This is a genomic window from Micromonospora sp. NBC_00821, assembly GCF_036347035.1.
Taxonomy (GTDB): domain Bacteria; phylum Actinomycetota; class Actinomycetes; order Mycobacteriales; family Micromonosporaceae; genus Micromonospora; species Micromonospora hortensis.
The window spans coordinates 3,490,696-3,505,392 of record NZ_CP108880.1 but is presented as its reverse complement, the minus strand read 5'-3'; the positions used below and the strand labels follow the sequence as shown (position 1 = coordinate 3,505,392).

The 14,697-nt window shown below is 73.3% G+C and carries 14 protein-coding genes; 9 read left to right on the top strand and 5 right to left on the bottom strand.

The genetic code is table 11. The annotated features are described in order from the left end of the window. The first annotated feature begins 23 nt into the window (after window positions 1-23). The gene (locus tag OHB44_RS16025) at window positions 24-269 is read left to right on the top strand and encodes a hypothetical protein (RefSeq protein WP_328654538.1); all 246 of its coding nucleotides are present in this window, start codon (window positions 24-26) and stop codon (window positions 267-269) included. Between the two features lie 53 nt (window positions 270-322). On the opposite strand, the gene OHB44_RS16020 is transcribed toward OHB44_RS16025, so the two are convergent. The 3 genes from OHB44_RS16020 to OHB44_RS16010 are packed head-to-tail and all read right to left on the bottom strand — an operon-like array spanning window position 323 to window position 3,440. After that, a complete protein-coding gene (locus tag OHB44_RS16020; protein ID WP_091408434.1) occupies window positions 323-673 on the bottom strand; it encodes a DUF3140 domain-containing protein in 351 nt (116 codons plus the stop codon). Beyond that, on the bottom strand, window positions 673-885 hold the full coding sequence (locus OHB44_RS16015; RefSeq protein WP_238685865.1) for a hypothetical protein: 213 nt from the start codon (window positions 883-885) through the stop codon (window positions 673-675). Before OHB44_RS16015 ends, OHB44_RS16020 begins: the two co-directional genes overlap by 1 nt. Continuing rightward, the gene (locus OHB44_RS16010; RefSeq protein ID WP_238685866.1) at window positions 882-3,440 is read right to left on the bottom strand and encodes an ATP-dependent Clp protease ATP-binding subunit; all 2,559 of its coding nucleotides are present in this window, start codon (window positions 3,438-3,440) and stop codon (window positions 882-884) included. The genes OHB44_RS16015 and OHB44_RS16010 overlap by 4 nt, the downstream gene beginning before the upstream one ends. 140 nt (window positions 3,441-3,580) lie before the next feature. Between OHB44_RS16010 and OHB44_RS16005 the strand changes: the two genes are divergently transcribed. From OHB44_RS16005 to OHB44_RS15975, 7 genes are all read left to right on the top strand, one after another. Beyond that, complete coding sequence (locus tag OHB44_RS16005; protein ID WP_238685867.1) at window positions 3,581-3,973, top strand: hypothetical protein; 393 nt, start codon at window positions 3,581-3,583, stop codon at window positions 3,971-3,973. A 152-nt stretch (window positions 3,974-4,125) separates the two neighbouring features. After that, window positions 4,126-4,386 (top strand): hypothetical protein, encoded by a 261-nt coding sequence (locus OHB44_RS16000; RefSeq protein ID WP_030332749.1) that lies wholly within the window; start codon window positions 4,126-4,128, stop codon window positions 4,384-4,386. 6 nt (window positions 4,387-4,392) lie between these two features. After that, window positions 4,393-5,529 carry a hypothetical protein gene (locus OHB44_RS15995; RefSeq protein ID WP_330441137.1) on the top strand — a complete coding sequence of 379 codons (1,137 nt, stop codon included), beginning with the start codon at window positions 4,393-4,395 and terminating at the stop codon, window positions 5,527-5,529. Continuing rightward, complete coding sequence (locus OHB44_RS15990; RefSeq protein WP_238685869.1) at window positions 5,522-8,197, top strand: FtsK/SpoIIIE domain-containing protein; 2,676 nt, start codon at window positions 5,522-5,524, stop codon at window positions 8,195-8,197. Before OHB44_RS15995 ends, OHB44_RS15990 begins: the two co-directional genes overlap by 8 nt. Then, entirely contained in the window at window positions 8,194-8,856 is a 663-nt protein-coding gene (locus OHB44_RS15985; RefSeq protein WP_266302645.1) for a hypothetical protein, read from the top strand. The genes OHB44_RS15990 and OHB44_RS15985 overlap by 4 nt, the downstream gene beginning before the upstream one ends. Before the next feature lie 88 nt (window positions 8,857-8,944). Further along, window positions 8,945-11,599 (top strand): CHAT domain-containing protein, encoded by a 2,655-nt coding sequence (locus OHB44_RS15980; protein ID WP_330441136.1) that lies wholly within the window; start codon window positions 8,945-8,947, stop codon window positions 11,597-11,599. A gap of 39 nt (window positions 11,600-11,638) precedes the next feature. Then, window positions 11,639-12,154 carry a trypco2 family protein gene (locus OHB44_RS15975; protein WP_330441135.1) on the top strand — a complete coding sequence of 172 codons (516 nt, stop codon included), beginning with the start codon at window positions 11,639-11,641 and terminating at the stop codon, window positions 12,152-12,154. Window position 12,155: 1 nt separating this feature from the next. On the opposite strand, the gene OHB44_RS15970 is transcribed toward OHB44_RS15975, so the two are convergent. Together OHB44_RS15970 and OHB44_RS15965 are read right to left on the bottom strand one after the other, a co-directional pair. Beyond that, complete coding sequence (locus tag OHB44_RS15970; protein WP_238685873.1) at window positions 12,156-13,433, bottom strand: cupin domain-containing protein; 1,278 nt, start codon at window positions 13,431-13,433, stop codon at window positions 12,156-12,158. Between the two features lie 9 nt (window positions 13,434-13,442). Continuing rightward, window positions 13,443-13,748, bottom strand: a complete 306-nt coding sequence (locus OHB44_RS15965) for a hypothetical protein (protein WP_091408405.1) — start codon at window positions 13,746-13,748, stop codon at window positions 13,443-13,445. A 157-nt stretch (window positions 13,749-13,905) separates the two neighbouring features. On the opposite strand from OHB44_RS15965, the gene OHB44_RS15960 reads away from it, so the two are divergent. Next, entirely contained in the window at window positions 13,906-14,676 is a 771-nt protein-coding gene (locus OHB44_RS15960) for a DUF72 domain-containing protein (protein ID WP_238685874.1), read from the top strand. Window positions 14,677-14,697 lie beyond the last annotated feature (21 nt).

Below are 14,697 nucleotides of genomic sequence, written 5' to 3'. Positions count from 1 at the left end.
CGTGGGCCGGGTATCTGGCGGACATGACCGACCTCTACCCGCCCGCCGACGACCGCGAACTGCTGCGCCAGGCGGCCGCCGCGCACACCGCCGCCACCCGAGAGGTGGAGGCGTTCCTGCGCCGGCTGCCGACGGTGCCCGACCCGGCCGACGTGACCGAGTACGCGAACCTGCTCACCCGGGAGGACCAGACCCGCGGCGACCGGGACGCCGCCGCCGACGCGGCGGGTCTGACCATCGCGAGCCTGGAACCCGACAAGGGCCAGTAGCGGAACGCCGAACGGTGCCGTCCCTGCCCGGGACGGCACCGTCGTGCGGTCGCTCAGCGTTCGACGAGCGGGTCGTGACCCAGGTCCAGCAGGGAGTGCCGCCAGCTGTCGTCGGCGTTGCCGCGCGACGGCTTGGCGTCCATCAGCTCGCGGATCCGCTCGACCGCCTCCCGCATCACCTCGATGTCCTCCGGGGTGAGGTCCACCTTGCGCTTGTTGAGCACCTTGAGGATCTCCCGGCCGGGCTGGGGCAGGTCGAGGTTCGGGTTCGGGCTGAACGACTCCTCCCCCGAACCTCTGGTCAGCAGCCACGTCCGCAACTGCTCCGACGGGACGTTGACCTCGGCGTGGAAGTCCTCCCAGAGCACTTCCACCTCGGGGTCGAGCCGCGCTTCGCGTACCATCAGGTCTCCTCTCCGGGCGGCGGCCCGGACGTCTCCGGGTCGTCCTGGTCGGTCTTCGGATGCAGGCCCTCCGCGGGGACCCGCGTGCGGCGGGGGTTCGCGGTGGGCGGCGCCAGGATCGGGTCGGGATGGTCGTCCTCGTCCCGGGGTTTCGCGGACTCCGCGTGCTGGTGCGGGTCCTCGTGTTCGTCCCTTCGCGCCGGCCCGCTCATCGCGGGTGTGTGGTCGTGGCGGCGGTGTACCCCCGCTCGCCCGCTGTCACGTCGAAGGTGAGCGCGCCGTCGCGGACGTCCACAGTGACCTTCTGCCCCGGCGAGATCGCCGACTCCAGCAGCATCCGGGACAGGTGGTTGTCCACCTCCCGCTGGATCACCCGGCGCAGCGGGCGGGCACCGAACTCCGGCTGGTAGCCGTGCTCGGCGAGCCAGTCGATGCCGGCGGTGGTGAACTCGACCTGGAGGTCCTGGGCGTGCATCCGGCGGCGGGTCTCCTCCAGCAGCAGCGCGGTGATGTCGCGCAGCTGCTCGGCCTCCAGCCGGCGGAAGATGATGACCTCGTCGATGCGGTTGAGGAACTCCGGGCGGAAGTTCTCCTGCAGGCGACGCATGAGCCGCTCCCGCAGCTCGTTGCTCTCCTGCTCGCTGCCCACGTCCCCGGTGCCGAAGCCGACCGAGCGCTGGGCGCCGGTGATCAGCTCGGAACCGAGGTTGCTCGTCATGATCAGGACGGTGTTCTTGAAGTTCACAGTGCGGCCCTGGCTGTCGGTCAGCCGGCCGTCGTCCAGCACCTGGAGCAGGATGTTGAACACGTCCGGGTGGGCCTTCTCGATCTCGTCGAGCAGCACCACCGCGTACGGGCGGCGACGCACCGCCTCGGTAAGCTGACCGGCTTCCTCGTAGCCGACGTATCCGGGCGGCGCGCCGACCAGCCGGCTGACGGTGTGCCGCTCCTGGAACTCGCTCATGTCCACCCGGACCATCCGGTCCGCCTCGCCGAACAACGCCTCGGCGAGGGCCCGCGCCAACTCGGTCTTGCCGACACCGGTCGGGCCGAGGAACAGGAAGCTGCCCATCGGCCGCTCCGGGTCGGCCAACCCGGCCCGGGAACGGCGCACGGCCTCGGCGACGGCGGTGACCGCGTCGTCCTGGCCGACCACCTTCTGGTGCAGGTGACCCTCCAGACGCAGCAGCCGGTCGCGTTCCTCCTCGGTGAGCTGGCTGACCGGGATACCGGTGGCCCGGGAGACCACCTCGGCGATCTCCTTGGGGCCCACCTCGGGCACCTGGGATCCGGAAGAGCCGTCGTCGCCGTTCGCGCGTCGGATGTCCTCCTCCAGCTCGGAGATCCGGTCGCGCAGCGCGGAGGCCCGCTCGTACTGCTCGTCGGTGACGGCCTGTTCCTTGTCCCGGCGTACCTCGTCGAGTTCCTGCTCCAGCTCGCGCACGTCGGACGCGGGGGTGCGGGTCCGTAGCCGCACCCGGGCGCCGGCCTGGTCGATGAGGTCGATGGCCTTGTCCGGCAGGAAGCGGTCGGTGACGTACCGGTCGGACAGCTCGGCGGCCGAGACCAGCGCCTCGTCGGTGAAGCGCACCTGGTGGTGGGCCTCGTACCGGTCGCGCAGCCCGCGCAGGATGGCGATGGTGTCGTCGACGCTGGGCTCGGGCACCAGCACCGGCTGGAAGCGCCGGGCCAGGGCTGCGTCCTTCTCGATGCTCTTGCGGTACTCGTCCAGCGTCGTCGCGCCGATCACCCGCAGCTCGCCGCGAGCGAGAGCGGGCTTGAGCATGTTGGACGCGTCCATCCCGCCCTCGCTGCCGGCGCCACCGGCCCCGACCAGGGTGTGGATCTCGTCCATGAAGATGATCAGCTCGTCCCGGTGCGCCCGGATCTCGTCGATCACCTTCTTCAGCCGTTCCTCGAAGTCGCCCCGGTAACGGGTGCCGGCGACCAGACCGGCCAGGTCGAGCTGGACGACCCGCTTGCCGAGCAGGGTCTGCGGTACATCGCCGTCGCAGATCCGTTCGGCCAGCCCCTCGACGATGGCGGTCTTGCCGACGCCGGCCTCGCCGATCAGCACCGGGTTGTTCTTGGTCCGCCGGGACAGAATCTCCACTGCCTGCTCGATCTCGTCGGCCCGCCCGATCACCGGGTCGATCTGGTCGTTGCGGGCCAGGTCGGTGAGGTCCTGCCCGTACTGGTCCAGGGTGGGGGTGCCCCGGTCCGGCTTCGGCCCGGTCATCGGCCCGCGCTCGGCGTTGGCGGCCTGCAACGACTCGGGTTGGATCCGGCCGGCGGCCAGCATCCGCCCGGCCGGCGACTCCGGGTTGAGCGGCAGCGCCATCAGGATGTGCTCGGGGCCGATGTAGTTCGCGCCCATCGCCCGGGACAGCTGATGGGCGTCGAGCAGCGCCCGCTTGGCGGCGGGGGTCAACGACAGGTTCGGCGGCACCTCCCCGCGCGGCGCGCCGTCGCCCTTTCCGCCCAGGGCGTTGAGCAGGGTGTCCGGGTCGGCACCGGCCCGGCGTACCAGATCACGCAGCGGCTCGCGTTGCAGCGCCGCCCAGAGCAAATGGTCGGTGTCCAGGTCGCTGCTCTGCCGTTGCGCGGCGCGCCGGGCCGCGTCGGCGAGCATCTCCCGGGCGTCGGCCGTCATCAGTCGGGTGATGTCGACCCGGTGCGGCGGTCGGCGCCCTCCCTCGCCCCGGCCGAAGTACCTGGCCAGGAATTCGTCCCACGGGTCGGAGCCGATGTCACCGGGTCCCATCATGTCTGTCCTCCGCAGTAGGGCTCGGCACGGTCGGCAGGGGCTACCCGGCGCGCGCCCCGACAAACGCCGCAGGTGGCGGAGGACCGGCATTCCGGGAGTGGCGTCGGGTCAGGGCCGGGCGATGGTGGCAGGCTGACGGGATGGATGAGACCCCGCTGCTGATCGTGGATGGCGCCAACGTGGTGGGCTCGCGCCCGAACGGGTGGTGGCGTGACCGTGCCGGCGCTGCGGCCCGGTTGCGCGACTCGCTCGCCCCGGTGGCGACCATCGGGTTGCCGGCCCGGCTGACCGCCCCGGTGGAGGTGGTCCTGGTGGTCGAGGGGGCCGCGCGGGACGTGCCGGGCACCGACGGGGTCCGGGTGGTCTCCGCCGCCGGCTCCGGCGACGACACGGTGGTCGAGCTGGTGGAGGGCGCGCCGCGGCGTCGGCGGCTGGTGGTCACCGCCGACCGGGAGTTGCGCGGGCGGGTGACGGCGCTGGGCGCCGAGGTGTACGGCCCGCGCTGGCTCCGCGAGAATCCGACCAGCAACTGAGAAATTCTCGCACTGGGACTCCCACAGATCGGACTCCCGGCACTTCCGAGGGCCTTCCGGACAGGCGGGCAGGAACACCGACAGGGCGGATGTTCTTTCGGAACCGCCGATAGGCTCTAATGGAGATCTCCCCGCCCCCAGGAGGTTCCGCCGTGGCGAGCGTCGCCGAGTTGAAGGCTGCCATCGATGTCGCCCTCCAACAGATCGGAGACGGGCAGACAGCCGTGCAGGCGGCCGGCGAGAAGCTCTCCGAGGCACAGCAGACCCTGGCCGGGGCGTTGGAGGGCAGCGGCCACGAGACGGTGGAGGCGGCCCAGGCGTCGCTGACCCAGGCCAGCCAGGAGCTGGAGGAGTGTCTCGCCGCGACACTTGTCGCGGTGGAGCAGGCGCAGCTCTACGTCTCCACCCTGTAGGCCGCCATGTCCATCATCGAGGATGTCGGCGGGCAGGTCCGTGCCGCCACCGAGGAGTTCCCGGTGGCGCTGCTCGGGCAGGCGCTGGAGAAGTTCGGCCTGGCCGCGGAGCGGCTGCGCTGGGTACGACAGGAGTCGGCCAACCCCATGGGGGTGCCCGAGCTGTCCGCCGCCACCGAGCACGCCGAGAGCGCCGGCTACGCGCTGCGGGTGGCACAGGAGCAGTTGTCGGCCTACCTGACGGCGATCGGCCTCGGCGCGGACGGCGGCCCGGCGCCCCGCCCTGAGCAACGCGCACCCCGACACGACACGCCACCGGCGTCCGGGCCCGCCGAGGTCGCGCCGGAGCCGGCCGAGCAGGTGCGAATGCGCCGCTGGTGGTCGGTGCGGGTGGCCGAGCTGACCGGCGGGCGCGAGGGTGCCGACGACGAACCCGACGAGCGGGTGGACGACTCCCAGGAACTGCTGCGCCGAGTGGTGGGTGGTGTCCGCTCCGGCGACCGGGACCGGCTCCGCAAGGAGCTGCGCCGGGCCCCGGCCGACGTCGGGCTGGGCATGGCGGCGCTGGCGCCGCCGCTGCTGCGCGAACTGGCCGGCGAGCTGCTCGGGCACCCGCCGCGCGCCACCGACCTCGGGCGGCTGCGCGGCGAGTTGGACGGACGCGTCCGCGACCTGCTGCCCGGGTTGCCGCCGCCGGTACTGGAGACGCTGCTGACCCGGGTGTGCCGGATGCCGCCGCCACGCGCCTCCGGGGAACCACCGCACGCCGCCGACTCCGCGGTGACCGCCGGGGTGGCGACCGGGCTGCTGCTCGCCCGCCTCGGCCGGGACCTGCCGGCCGGCGGCGCGGGAGAACCAGCGGGAGCGGGAGAACCGGCGGGCTCGGGGCAGCGTGGCGACGCGGGAAAGCCGGCGCGGGCCGGGCAACCGGCGGGCGCTCAGCAACCGGGCGGGGCCGGGCGGCCGAGCACGGCTCCCCGCGCAGGCGGTGTGGCACAGCGGCCGGGCACCGCCACCACGCAGCGCTCCGGTGGCCTGCCGCCGCCGCGCTCGGATGGGCTGCCGCCGCGCCCCGGTGGGCTGCCGCCGCGCTCGGGCAGCCCCTGGCGGGACGCGCCGACGCGTCGGGGCTCCGATGGCTGACCGGCGCGGTCAACTGGCCAGCCGTGTCCGGGACACCCTCGCCGAGGCGTTGGGCGCCACCCGTACCCGGCTGTCCGCCGCCCAGGCCGACCTGACCGCCGGGCGGGAAAGACTGGCCCGGGTCCAGCGGGCCGCGGCCGCCGTGCCGGAGCGGGTGGGCGCCCAACGGGACCGCCGCATCGCCGAGATCGACGCCCGCTACTCCACCCGTATCGCCGAGCTGGCCCGGAGGGCCGCCGACGCGGCCCGGCAGGAGGCGCCCGGCTGCGCGGGGGCCGACTGGGCCGGGTGGGCGCCGACGCCCGCCCGCCGGGCCGAGCCGCCCGGCGCGCTGCGGGTCGGCACGGTCGGGATCGACGGCGTGGACCCGGTGCCCGCGCTGGTGCCGCTGCTCGACGCCGGGCACGTCCACCTCTCCGGGGACGACCGCGCCGGCTGCGACGCGGTGGTCTCCGCGTTGCTGCTGCGGGCCGTCGGCCGGGCCAACCCCGGGGCGGTACGACTCATCGGGTACGACCCGGACCAACTCGGCGGCGGACTGGCCGGGTTCGCCCCGTTGGGCACTGCCGGGCTGCTCACCTTCGTCGGCCCGGGCGGACTGGGCCCACTGCTGGACGACCTGGTGGAGCAGATCCGCCGTATCAACGAGACGGTCCTCGCCGGCGAGTACGCGTCACTGCGCGAACTGGCGGCGGCGACCGGCCGACGACCCGAGCCGTGGCGGGTGGCGGTGCTGCTCGGCGGGGAGGAGCTGAACCGGCACGAGCGCGGGCAACTGGACCGGGTGGTGCGGGCCGGCGCCGCCTGCGGCGTACACCTTGTGGTGCACGGTGTGCCGTTGCCGGAGGATCCGACGGTGACCCGGGTGGTGGCCGGGGTGTCCGGCGCGCGGATCGGCGGTTCGGCCGGGCTGCCGGTCCGACTGGACCCACAGCCACCGGCGGCGCTGGTCACCGAAACCTGCCGGGACGTCGCCGCCCGGGTGAACGCGGGCCCGCCGCCGACCCCCTTCACCGACCTGCTGCCCCCGCCCGAGTTGATGTGGCGGGAGGACTCCGCCGACGGGCTGACCGCGCCGATCGGCGAGGGCCCACAGGGCCGGCCGGTGCGGTTGACGCTCGGCGACTACCCACCGCACGCGCTGATCGGCGGGCCGTCCGGCACCGGCAAGACCAATCTGATCTTCGCGTGGATCGGCGCCCTCGCCGCCCGCTACTCCCCCGCCGAGCTGGAGTTCTACCTGCTGGACTTCAAGGAGGGGGTCTCCTTCGCGCGGTTCGCGCAGGGCCGGCGTGACCCGAGTTGGCTGCCGCACATGCGGCTGGTCGGCATCAACGTCAACACCGACCGGGAGTTCGGGCTGGCGCTGCTGCGCTTCCTCACCGACGAGTTGCGCCGACGCGCCGACGCGGCCAAGAAACACGAGGTGACCAAGCTGGCCGAGCTGCGGGCGGTCGACCCGACCGGGCACTGGCCACGCATCGTCGCCGTGGTGGACGAGTTCCAGATGTTGCTGGCCGGCCGGGACGTGGTAGCCCGCGAGGCGGCCGACCTGCTGGAGGACCTGGCCCGCCGCGGCCGGTCCCAGGGCATCCACCTGGTCCTGGCCTCGCAGGACGTGCGGGGCATCGAGGCGCTGTGGGGCCGCCCCGCGCTCGTCGCCCAGTTCACCCTCCGCATCGCGTTGCCCAAGGCGCTGCGCATCCTCGCCGAGCGCAACGACGCGGCGCAGTCGCTGCCGCGCTGGCACGCGGTGGTCAACGCCGAGTCGGGAATGGTCGAGGGCAACGAGGTGGCCCGCATCCCGTCGGCCAGCGACTGGGAGACCTGGAGCGGGTTGCAGCACCGGCTGTGGCGGATGCGAGCCCCCGACGCGGCACCGGCCCGGCTCTTCGACGGTGACGCGATCCCCCGACTGGCCGACGCCCCGGACTATCGGGCGCTTGCCGTACCGCCGGACGGGACCGTGCCGCGCAACCCGGTGGCCCTGCTCGGCGAGATCATCGACGTGCAGTCCCGCTCGGCGTCACTGCGGCTGCCGCGCGCACCGGGCCGCAACCTCGCTGTGCTCGGCACCCGCGTCGACGAGGCGTGCGCGGTGCTCGACGCGGCGGCCCGGTCGCTGGCCCGTCAGCACCCGCCGGGCACCGCCCGGTTCTCCATCGCCTGCCTCGACCCGGACGCCGACCCGATCGCCCGCGCCCTCTACGACGACCTGGCCGACGACGCCGCCTGGTACGACGAGGAGACCGTCGGCGAGCTGATGGCCGAGACGGCCGACGGGCTCGGCGGCCCGGGAAGCCCGCACTACCTGCTGCTCTTCGCTGTCGACGCGGCAGCGGGTGCGCTGGCCGCCCGCGCGGGTCGGCGTACCGGGCTGGAGCAGCTGCGCCGGATCATGCACGACGGCCCGGAACGACGCACCCACGTGCTGGCCTGGTGGCGGGGTGTGGCACGGATGCGCGCCGATCTCGGTGGGCCGGCCGCCCGTACCGACCAGATCGGCGCCTGGGTGGCCCTGGACGCGCACGGCGGCGAGCTGGGCTCGTCGCTCTACCCGGGCACCGGCGGCCCGGACTGGTATCCCCGCCCCTGGCGGGGGCTCTTCTTCGACCGGGCGGTGCACCGCACCGGACAGGTGATCATCCCTTATGGACCGACGCGATGAACGAACCGGTGGCCAGTGAGACGTACGCGGCGCAGTTGCGGCGACTGGCCGAGCTGACGGCGCGGGTGGGTGAGCAGCGTGCCGAGGCGCACACCTGGCACGAGCGGCAGTGCGCCGCCGCCGAGCGGGCCGTCGCCGACGCGGTCGAGCAGCTCCAGAGCGCCGAGGAGGAGCTCGTCGCCGCCCGGGAGCAGCAGGAACGGGTCGACGCCGAGGTGGCGCACCTGTGGCAGCAGGTCCGCTCGCGCCTCGGTGCCCGCCGCCTCGGCGGCCCGCCCGCACCGGCGAACGGGGTGGGCGCCACCGACGCTGTGCCGCTGCTCGCCAAGGCCCGTGACCTGCTCGACCGGGCCGGGCAACCGGGCGAGCTGCCGGGCTCGGTAAATCCCCTGCTGGCGCTCTGCGGTGTGGGCGGCGCGGTGCTCGCGTACGCGCTGGGGGTCGGGGCGCGGGCGTTGGGCGTCGGGTACGGCGGCGACCTGGCGGTCGGACTGCCGGTGCTGGCGCTGGTGGTGACCCTGTTCGGGCCGTTGGTCGGGCTGGCGCCGGCGCGGGTGCTGGCCGACCGCCGGCACGCGGTGCTCGGCCCCCGACCGATCACCGTGGTGCTCGGGGCGGGCCTGCTGACCACCGCGTTGCTGCTGGCACTCGGCCGCTGAGCCGGTCGGAGCGTCCACAGAGGGTTGTCGAGAAGCCGACCGTCGGCGCGGCGAAAATCAGGGCGCGATCTTCGATACGGTACGTCAAATGGTCAGCTTCTTCATGAGTTACCGCTCCGACGACGATCACCCCGTCGCGCGCCTGCTCGATGACGTGCTGACCACTCGATTCGGCAGCGACAGTGTCGTTCGCGACGATCCCCGCGTGATCCTGCCCTTCGCCGAGCTTGGGCGCCGCCTGTCCGCCTCGGCGGCGCTCATCGTCGTGATCGAAACTCCCTCGCCCGGCGAGTCGGCAGGCCGCGTGGAGCGCCTACCGGGCTTCAGCCGCCGGACGATCGCCGCCGCCTTCAGACAGCAGGTTCCGGTCATTCCGGTGCTTGTGGACGACGCCGAACTGCCATCCGCGGGGCCCCTGCCCGAAGCGCGCAGACCGCTCGGCCAGCAGCACTACCGGCGGATCCATACGAGCAGCGTCCAAGCGGACATCGACCACCTGGTCGACGACCTCGCGACGGCCTTCGGTCGGGAGGCCGCACCGGCCGGGCCCGCGATCCCGCTGATCCTCAGCGTAGAGCCGGTGCGAGGGTTCATGCCGCCCCCCAGCCACGGGCCCTCGGCGGCGATCGTCTACTCGACCCGCACGGGTGATCTGGAGGCCGCCGACAGTGACCGGCTGAGGTGGTGGCACCCCGGGTTCGTGGCCCACTACTCGACGCGCTACGAGGTGGACACCAGTGACCACTCCATCGTCGTCAACCTCCGGCTCCCGGCCGGGACCGCCGCGTACCACTTCGAGGCGTCGATCACCGTCGGCCTCCGGGTGACCGACCCGGCGCTGATCGTCCGACACGCGATCACGGACGCCGGGGTCCTGGTCCGCGAGTTCCTGCTGGACACCTGCCGGCCGATCAGTGCGCAGTACGCCATCGACGAGATTTTCGCGGCCCAGACCGCCCTGGACCGACGGCTCACCGACGACGCCTCGACGCTCGGCGGCATCACCCTCCACCTGAGCAGCACCCGGCTGTCCCTCGACGATCGCACCAGTCGCTATGTGCGCGAGCGCACGTCGAAGCGGCAAACAGACGCCATGCGCGAACGCGCCGAGCACCCCTTGGAGCGATGGGAGGCGCGGAGGCTGAGCCTCTGGGCGAATGTCCAGGCGGACCGTGCGGTGAACGTCGAAATCGGGGCGACACCGACGTTCACCGGACCACCGACCTTGCCCCACACGGCCGGCAGCGGCGCGCCCTGGCAGAGCGTGGGATCGGAGCCAGGGGCGAGACCTCCCTCCTCGGAGACCATTCCGAAAGCAGAGCGGCTGTTGGTGGCACGCGCACCCACGCAGGTCCCGGCGGGGCAGGATCTGAGCGTCGAGGTCCGGCTCGTCACCGAGGGACGATCGGTTCCCGCAGACGCCGTGGCGGCACGGATGCGGAGTTTCCTCGTCGCCGAGGCCGGCACACCGGTGACCGTGACCGTCCACGCTCCCGCCGGCCTGCACGCCGAGGGCCCACTCCAGCAGACCGTGCTGGTCACGCCGGACGACGATCCGGACCCGATCCGGTTCGGTTTCGGGGCGCGTACCCCAGGGTTGCATCGCGTCGACGTGACCGCCTGGGCCGGCGGCACGTTCCTCACCGAGGTTTCGGTCGAGGTCTCGGTCGCCGACGGTGGGCCGTTCCGCGACGGACAACCGAAGGTCGCGCCGCTGGGTGCCCCGCGGGCACGGCCGGGCGAGGTCACCATGGAGGTCCGGTTCGACGGCAGCCGGTACACGTTCCAGTTGCGGTCCGACGCGGCGCTGTTCGCCCCTGTCGTCGAGTCGGTCACGAACACGCCCAACGCCGCGGTGGAGAACGCCATCCGAGAGATGCAGCAGTTGGCCGGCGGTGGTTCCCGCTACACCGCGGCGATGACCCGCGAGGTCATCCGGTCGGCGGGGATCCAGCTGTGGTCGGAGTTGGTGCCGGCCGATGTGCAGGACCAGTTCTGGCAGGTCGGCGGCGACATGAGCGCCTTCACGATCGCCACCGACCACGACGTGGTCCCGTGGGAACTGCTCTATCCGCTCAGCGCCCAACGCGATGCCGGTTTCCTGGTCGAGCAGGTCCCCGTGGTCCGTCGCACCTACGGTCAACACCGGAACGCGAAGGTCGGCCTGCGCAACCCGCGTTTCGTCGTGCCGGCGAAGGCTCCCACCGGCGCGCACGAGGAGGTCACCGCGATCCGCGCCATCCTCGGCGCGGCCCACAGCGAGCCCATCACCAGGGCCGACGAACTCCTCACCCTGATCAATTCGGGGGCGCTGGGAGCGACCCACTTCGCCTGCCACAACACCTTCTCGGCGGACGGCTCATACATCGACATGGACGGCGGCCGGTTCAAGCCGACCCTGCTCGCCGAGGCCAGCATTCGCAAACTGCTGGCGGAGACCGGTCCCCTCGTGTTCATCAACGCGTGCCGGAGCGCGGGCGTGGCCCCGACGTACACCAAGATGCTCGGCTGGGCGCAGCAGTTCATGTCGTCCGGAGCGGGCGCTTTCGTCGGCACGCTCTGGGCGGTGCGCTCGGACAGCTCGGCGCGCTTCGCGACAGCGTTCTACCGCTCCCTCGCCGACGGCGCCACGCTCGGGGCGGCCGCCCTCGCCGCACGGATCGAGCAGCAGGACGACCCGCTCGACCCGACCTGGCTGGCCTACACCGTGTACGGCGACCCGTTCGCCACCGCCGCCGTCTGAGCGGCCGGCAAGTCAACTCGTGCAGAAGGGTGTTGCGGCATGGACGTGACCGACTACAGCGTGCCCGTCGGGGAACTGGTGTCGGCGGTGAAGTACGCGGTGGAGCAGGCCGGCATCTCCACGACCGACGAGGGCCGGGATCTTCGGGTCGCCTCCGTTCAGCTGATCCTGAGCGCGGTCGTCACCACGAAGGCCGGCGGTGGCGTGGACTTCCGGGTCCCGGTGATCGGCTGGAAGGTGAAGGTGGGTGGCAGCCGCTCCCACCAGAAGACCCACACGATCGACATCACGCTCGTCGCGGAGGACCTCCAGGATCGGCACGAGCTGCGGCACAGCGCGGTCGCGGCGACCCTGGTGGACGCGATCACCACGATCCGCGCGGTGGTCGCCGCCGGCAGCGGCGGTGACGACCCGCTGGTGCTGAAGGCCGGCGCTGTGGAACTCGTCTTCGGGGTCACCGAGCAGGGCACGATCTCGGTCGGCGCCGAGGGCGAGCTGACCGACGAGATCACGAACACGCTCAGGATCGAGCTGGTCGCGGCCACCGCCGGGTAGCTCAGGCCGGAACCAGGACAGCCTCGCGGAGCAGTCGGCGGGCCAGGGTGACCCGGTCGGCGTCGTCGGGCAGGCCGGGCAGGTCACCGACCCGGGTGACAGTGCCGGTGAGCACTGCGCGGGCGGCCGGCTCGCAGGTCGCCGGAAGGGTGATGGTGCGGTCGAAGAGCCGCAGCGCCACCGTGTCCGAGTCGTGCGGCACCAACTGCCAGCGCAGGCCGGGACGCAGGGCGACCCGGGTGTCGGCGTCCAGGGTGGCCAGCGCGTCGGCCTGTGCGAGCGGTCGGATCGGCGCCGGGCGGGCGGCCGGCCAGGCCCGCTGCCGCAGTCGCGCGGCGACGGCGGCCGGGTCGGCGCGCAGCAGCCAGTCCCGCAACGCCTCCACGGTCTCGGTCAGCTCCGGCTCGATGGCGTCCGGGTCGGCGACGTCGGTGCCGAACGGCAGGCTGGCCCGCAGCCGCTGGTCCTCGGCGGCCAGCGTCAACAACTCCTCGACCAGGGCGTAACGGGTGAGCGCGCGGATGCCCACTGTCAGGTGCAACGAGCTGGCGTCCTGCGCCTGCGCGCTGTGCAGCCACCCCCGGGGCAGGTAGAGGGCGTCACCGGGGGCGAGCACCACGTCCAGCGCGGCCGGGCCCTGCGCGGTGGCACCGACCTCGTCGGCGCGCCCACCCCACTGCTGCTTCTCCAGCGGGTCGGGCAGCACCGGCTGGTGGATCCGCCAGTGCTTGCGGCCGTCGACCTGGAGCACGAACACGTCGTGGGTGTCGTAGTGGGTGGCGAAGCCCTGGCTGCCGGCCGGGGTCAGGTAGGCGTTGATCTGCAACGGCTGGTTGAGCGCGAGGCCCAGGTCGCGGGCGAAGTCGACGAGCGGCGGCCAGATCCGGTGCAGCCCCTGCAACACCAGGGTCGCCCCGGACGCGTACTGCTCCAGGACCCGCTCGTCGAGCACCTGGTCGCCGATCTCGGCGCCCGCGCCACCGCCGCCGGTCCAGCGCGACGCCGCGACCAACTGGCCGTCCTTGGCGACGCGCAGGAACGGGGTACGCAGGCCGCGCCGGCTCAGCAACTCGTCGGCGTCGGCGGGGCTGAGCAGGTCGGTGAAGCCGGCCGGGTCGGGTAGTTCGGCGGCTCGGGACAGCAACGGGGTGTGCCCCCAGTGCGCGGCGGCGAACTTGGCCGGTTCGACCGAGACGCAGCGGGCCAGCGCCGCGGTGGCCTCGGGGGACGGAACCGCCGGGCGGCCGTGGTGGCCGCCCGGCGGGTCGAGGTAGGTCATGGCGAGCCGCTACCGGGCGCTGCCGTCAGCGCCGCCGTCCTGCTGGCCCGGGGTGGCACCACCGTCGGCGGGACCCTCCGCGCCACCATCGGCGCCACCGTCGTGCTGACCGGGGGTGGCACCGCCGTCGGCGGGACCCTCCGCGCTGCCGTCGGCGCCACCATCGTGCTGACCCGGGGTGGCACCACCGTCGGCGGGACCCTCCGCGCCACCATCGGCGCCACCGTCGTGCTGACCGGGCGTCGCGCCGCCGTCGGCCGGGCCCTCCGCGCCGCCGCCGCCGGTGGTCTGCATGTCGTCATCGTTGAGTGCCATCGGTACTCCCTCGGGTGTGCCGCCCCGCCGTACGCCGGGGTCCGTCGTGCTGCGGGTGGTACCCCACGCGCGATCTTCTCTAACCCTCACCGTAGACGCCGAACCGGGGCGACACGGGCAGTTCGCGGGCGGCGGCGGAGAGTGCCAGGATGGGGTGGTGATCCTGGTGGGCACGTCCGGCTGGCAGTACCGGGACTGGCGCGGCCGCTTCTACCCGCAGGGGCTGCCGCAGCGGCTCTGGCTGGAGCACTTCGCGGCCGGGTTCGCCACTGTCGAGGTCAACAACGCCTTCTACCGGCTGCCCGAGCGGGACACCTTCGCCGCCTGGCGGGCACGCACCCCGGCGGATTTCTGCGTGGCGGTGAAGATGAGCCGCTACCTCACCCACATCAAGCGACTGCGTGACCCGGCGGAGCCGGTGGCCCGGTTCCTCGGCCGCGCCACCGCGCTCGGTGACCGGCTCGGCCCGGTGCTGCTGCAACTGCCACCGAACCTGCGGGCGGACGTCGAGGCGCTGGACGCGACGCTGCGACTGTTCCCGGCGCAGGTGCGGGTAGCGGTCGAGCCCCGGCATCCCTCCTGGTGGACCGACGCCACCCGGGCGGTGCTGGAGCGGCGTCGGGCCGCGCTGGTCTGGGCGGACCGGCTGGGCCGCCCGATCGCCCCGCGATGGCGCACCACCGACTTCGGCTACCTGCGGCTGCACGAGGGGCGGGCACGGCCGTGGCCGCGTTACGGTCGGGCCGCGCTGCGGTCGTGGGTCGGTCGGCTGACCGACGCCTTTGGCGCGGACGAGCCGACGTACGTCTATTTCAACAACGATCCGGGCGGCGCCGCGATCGTGGACGCCGTGGCGTTCGCCGCGCTGGCCCGGCAGGCCGGGCACCCGGTGTCGCGGGTGCCCACGACCGTCGCCGATGACGACTGAGCCCGCCCGACGTCGGTCGGG

What these genes read in the sequence shown, in the direction of transcription:
- OHB44_RS15965 (WP_091408405.1), bottom strand. Translation starts at nt 13,748, where the DNA reads ATGGCACTCAACGATGACGACATGCAGACCACCGGCGGCGGCGGCGCG.
- OHB44_RS16015 (WP_238685865.1), bottom strand. Translation starts at nt 885, where the DNA reads ATGAGCGGGCCGGCGCGAAGGGACGAACACGAGGACCCGCACCAGCAC.
- OHB44_RS16025 (WP_328654538.1), top strand. Translation starts at nt 24, where the DNA reads ATGACCGACCTCTACCCGCCCGCCGACGACCGCGAACTGCTGCGCCAG.
- OHB44_RS15980 (WP_330441136.1), top strand. Translation starts at nt 8,945, where the DNA reads ATGGTCAGCTTCTTCATGAGTTACCGCTCCGACGACGATCACCCCGTC.
- OHB44_RS15985 (WP_266302645.1), top strand. Translation starts at nt 8,194, where the DNA reads ATGAACGAACCGGTGGCCAGTGAGACGTACGCGGCGCAGTTGCGGCGA.
- OHB44_RS16020 (WP_091408434.1), bottom strand. Translation starts at nt 673, where the DNA reads ATGGTACGCGAAGCGCGGCTCGACCCCGAGGTGGAAGTGCTCTGGGAG.
- OHB44_RS16010 (WP_238685866.1), bottom strand. Translation starts at nt 3,440, where the DNA reads ATGATGGGACCCGGTGACATCGGCTCCGACCCGTGGGACGAATTCCTG.
- OHB44_RS15970 (WP_238685873.1), bottom strand. Translation starts at nt 13,433, where the DNA reads ATGACCTACCTCGACCCGCCGGGCGGCCACCACGGCCGCCCGGCGGTT.
- OHB44_RS15975 (WP_330441135.1), top strand. Translation starts at nt 11,639, where the DNA reads ATGGACGTGACCGACTACAGCGTGCCCGTCGGGGAACTGGTGTCGGCG.
- OHB44_RS16005 (WP_238685867.1), top strand. Translation starts at nt 3,581, where the DNA reads ATGGATGAGACCCCGCTGCTGATCGTGGATGGCGCCAACGTGGTGGGC.
- OHB44_RS15990 (WP_238685869.1), top strand. Translation starts at nt 5,522, where the DNA reads ATGGCTGACCGGCGCGGTCAACTGGCCAGCCGTGTCCGGGACACCCTC.
- OHB44_RS15995 (WP_330441137.1), top strand. Translation starts at nt 4,393, where the DNA reads ATGTCCATCATCGAGGATGTCGGCGGGCAGGTCCGTGCCGCCACCGAG.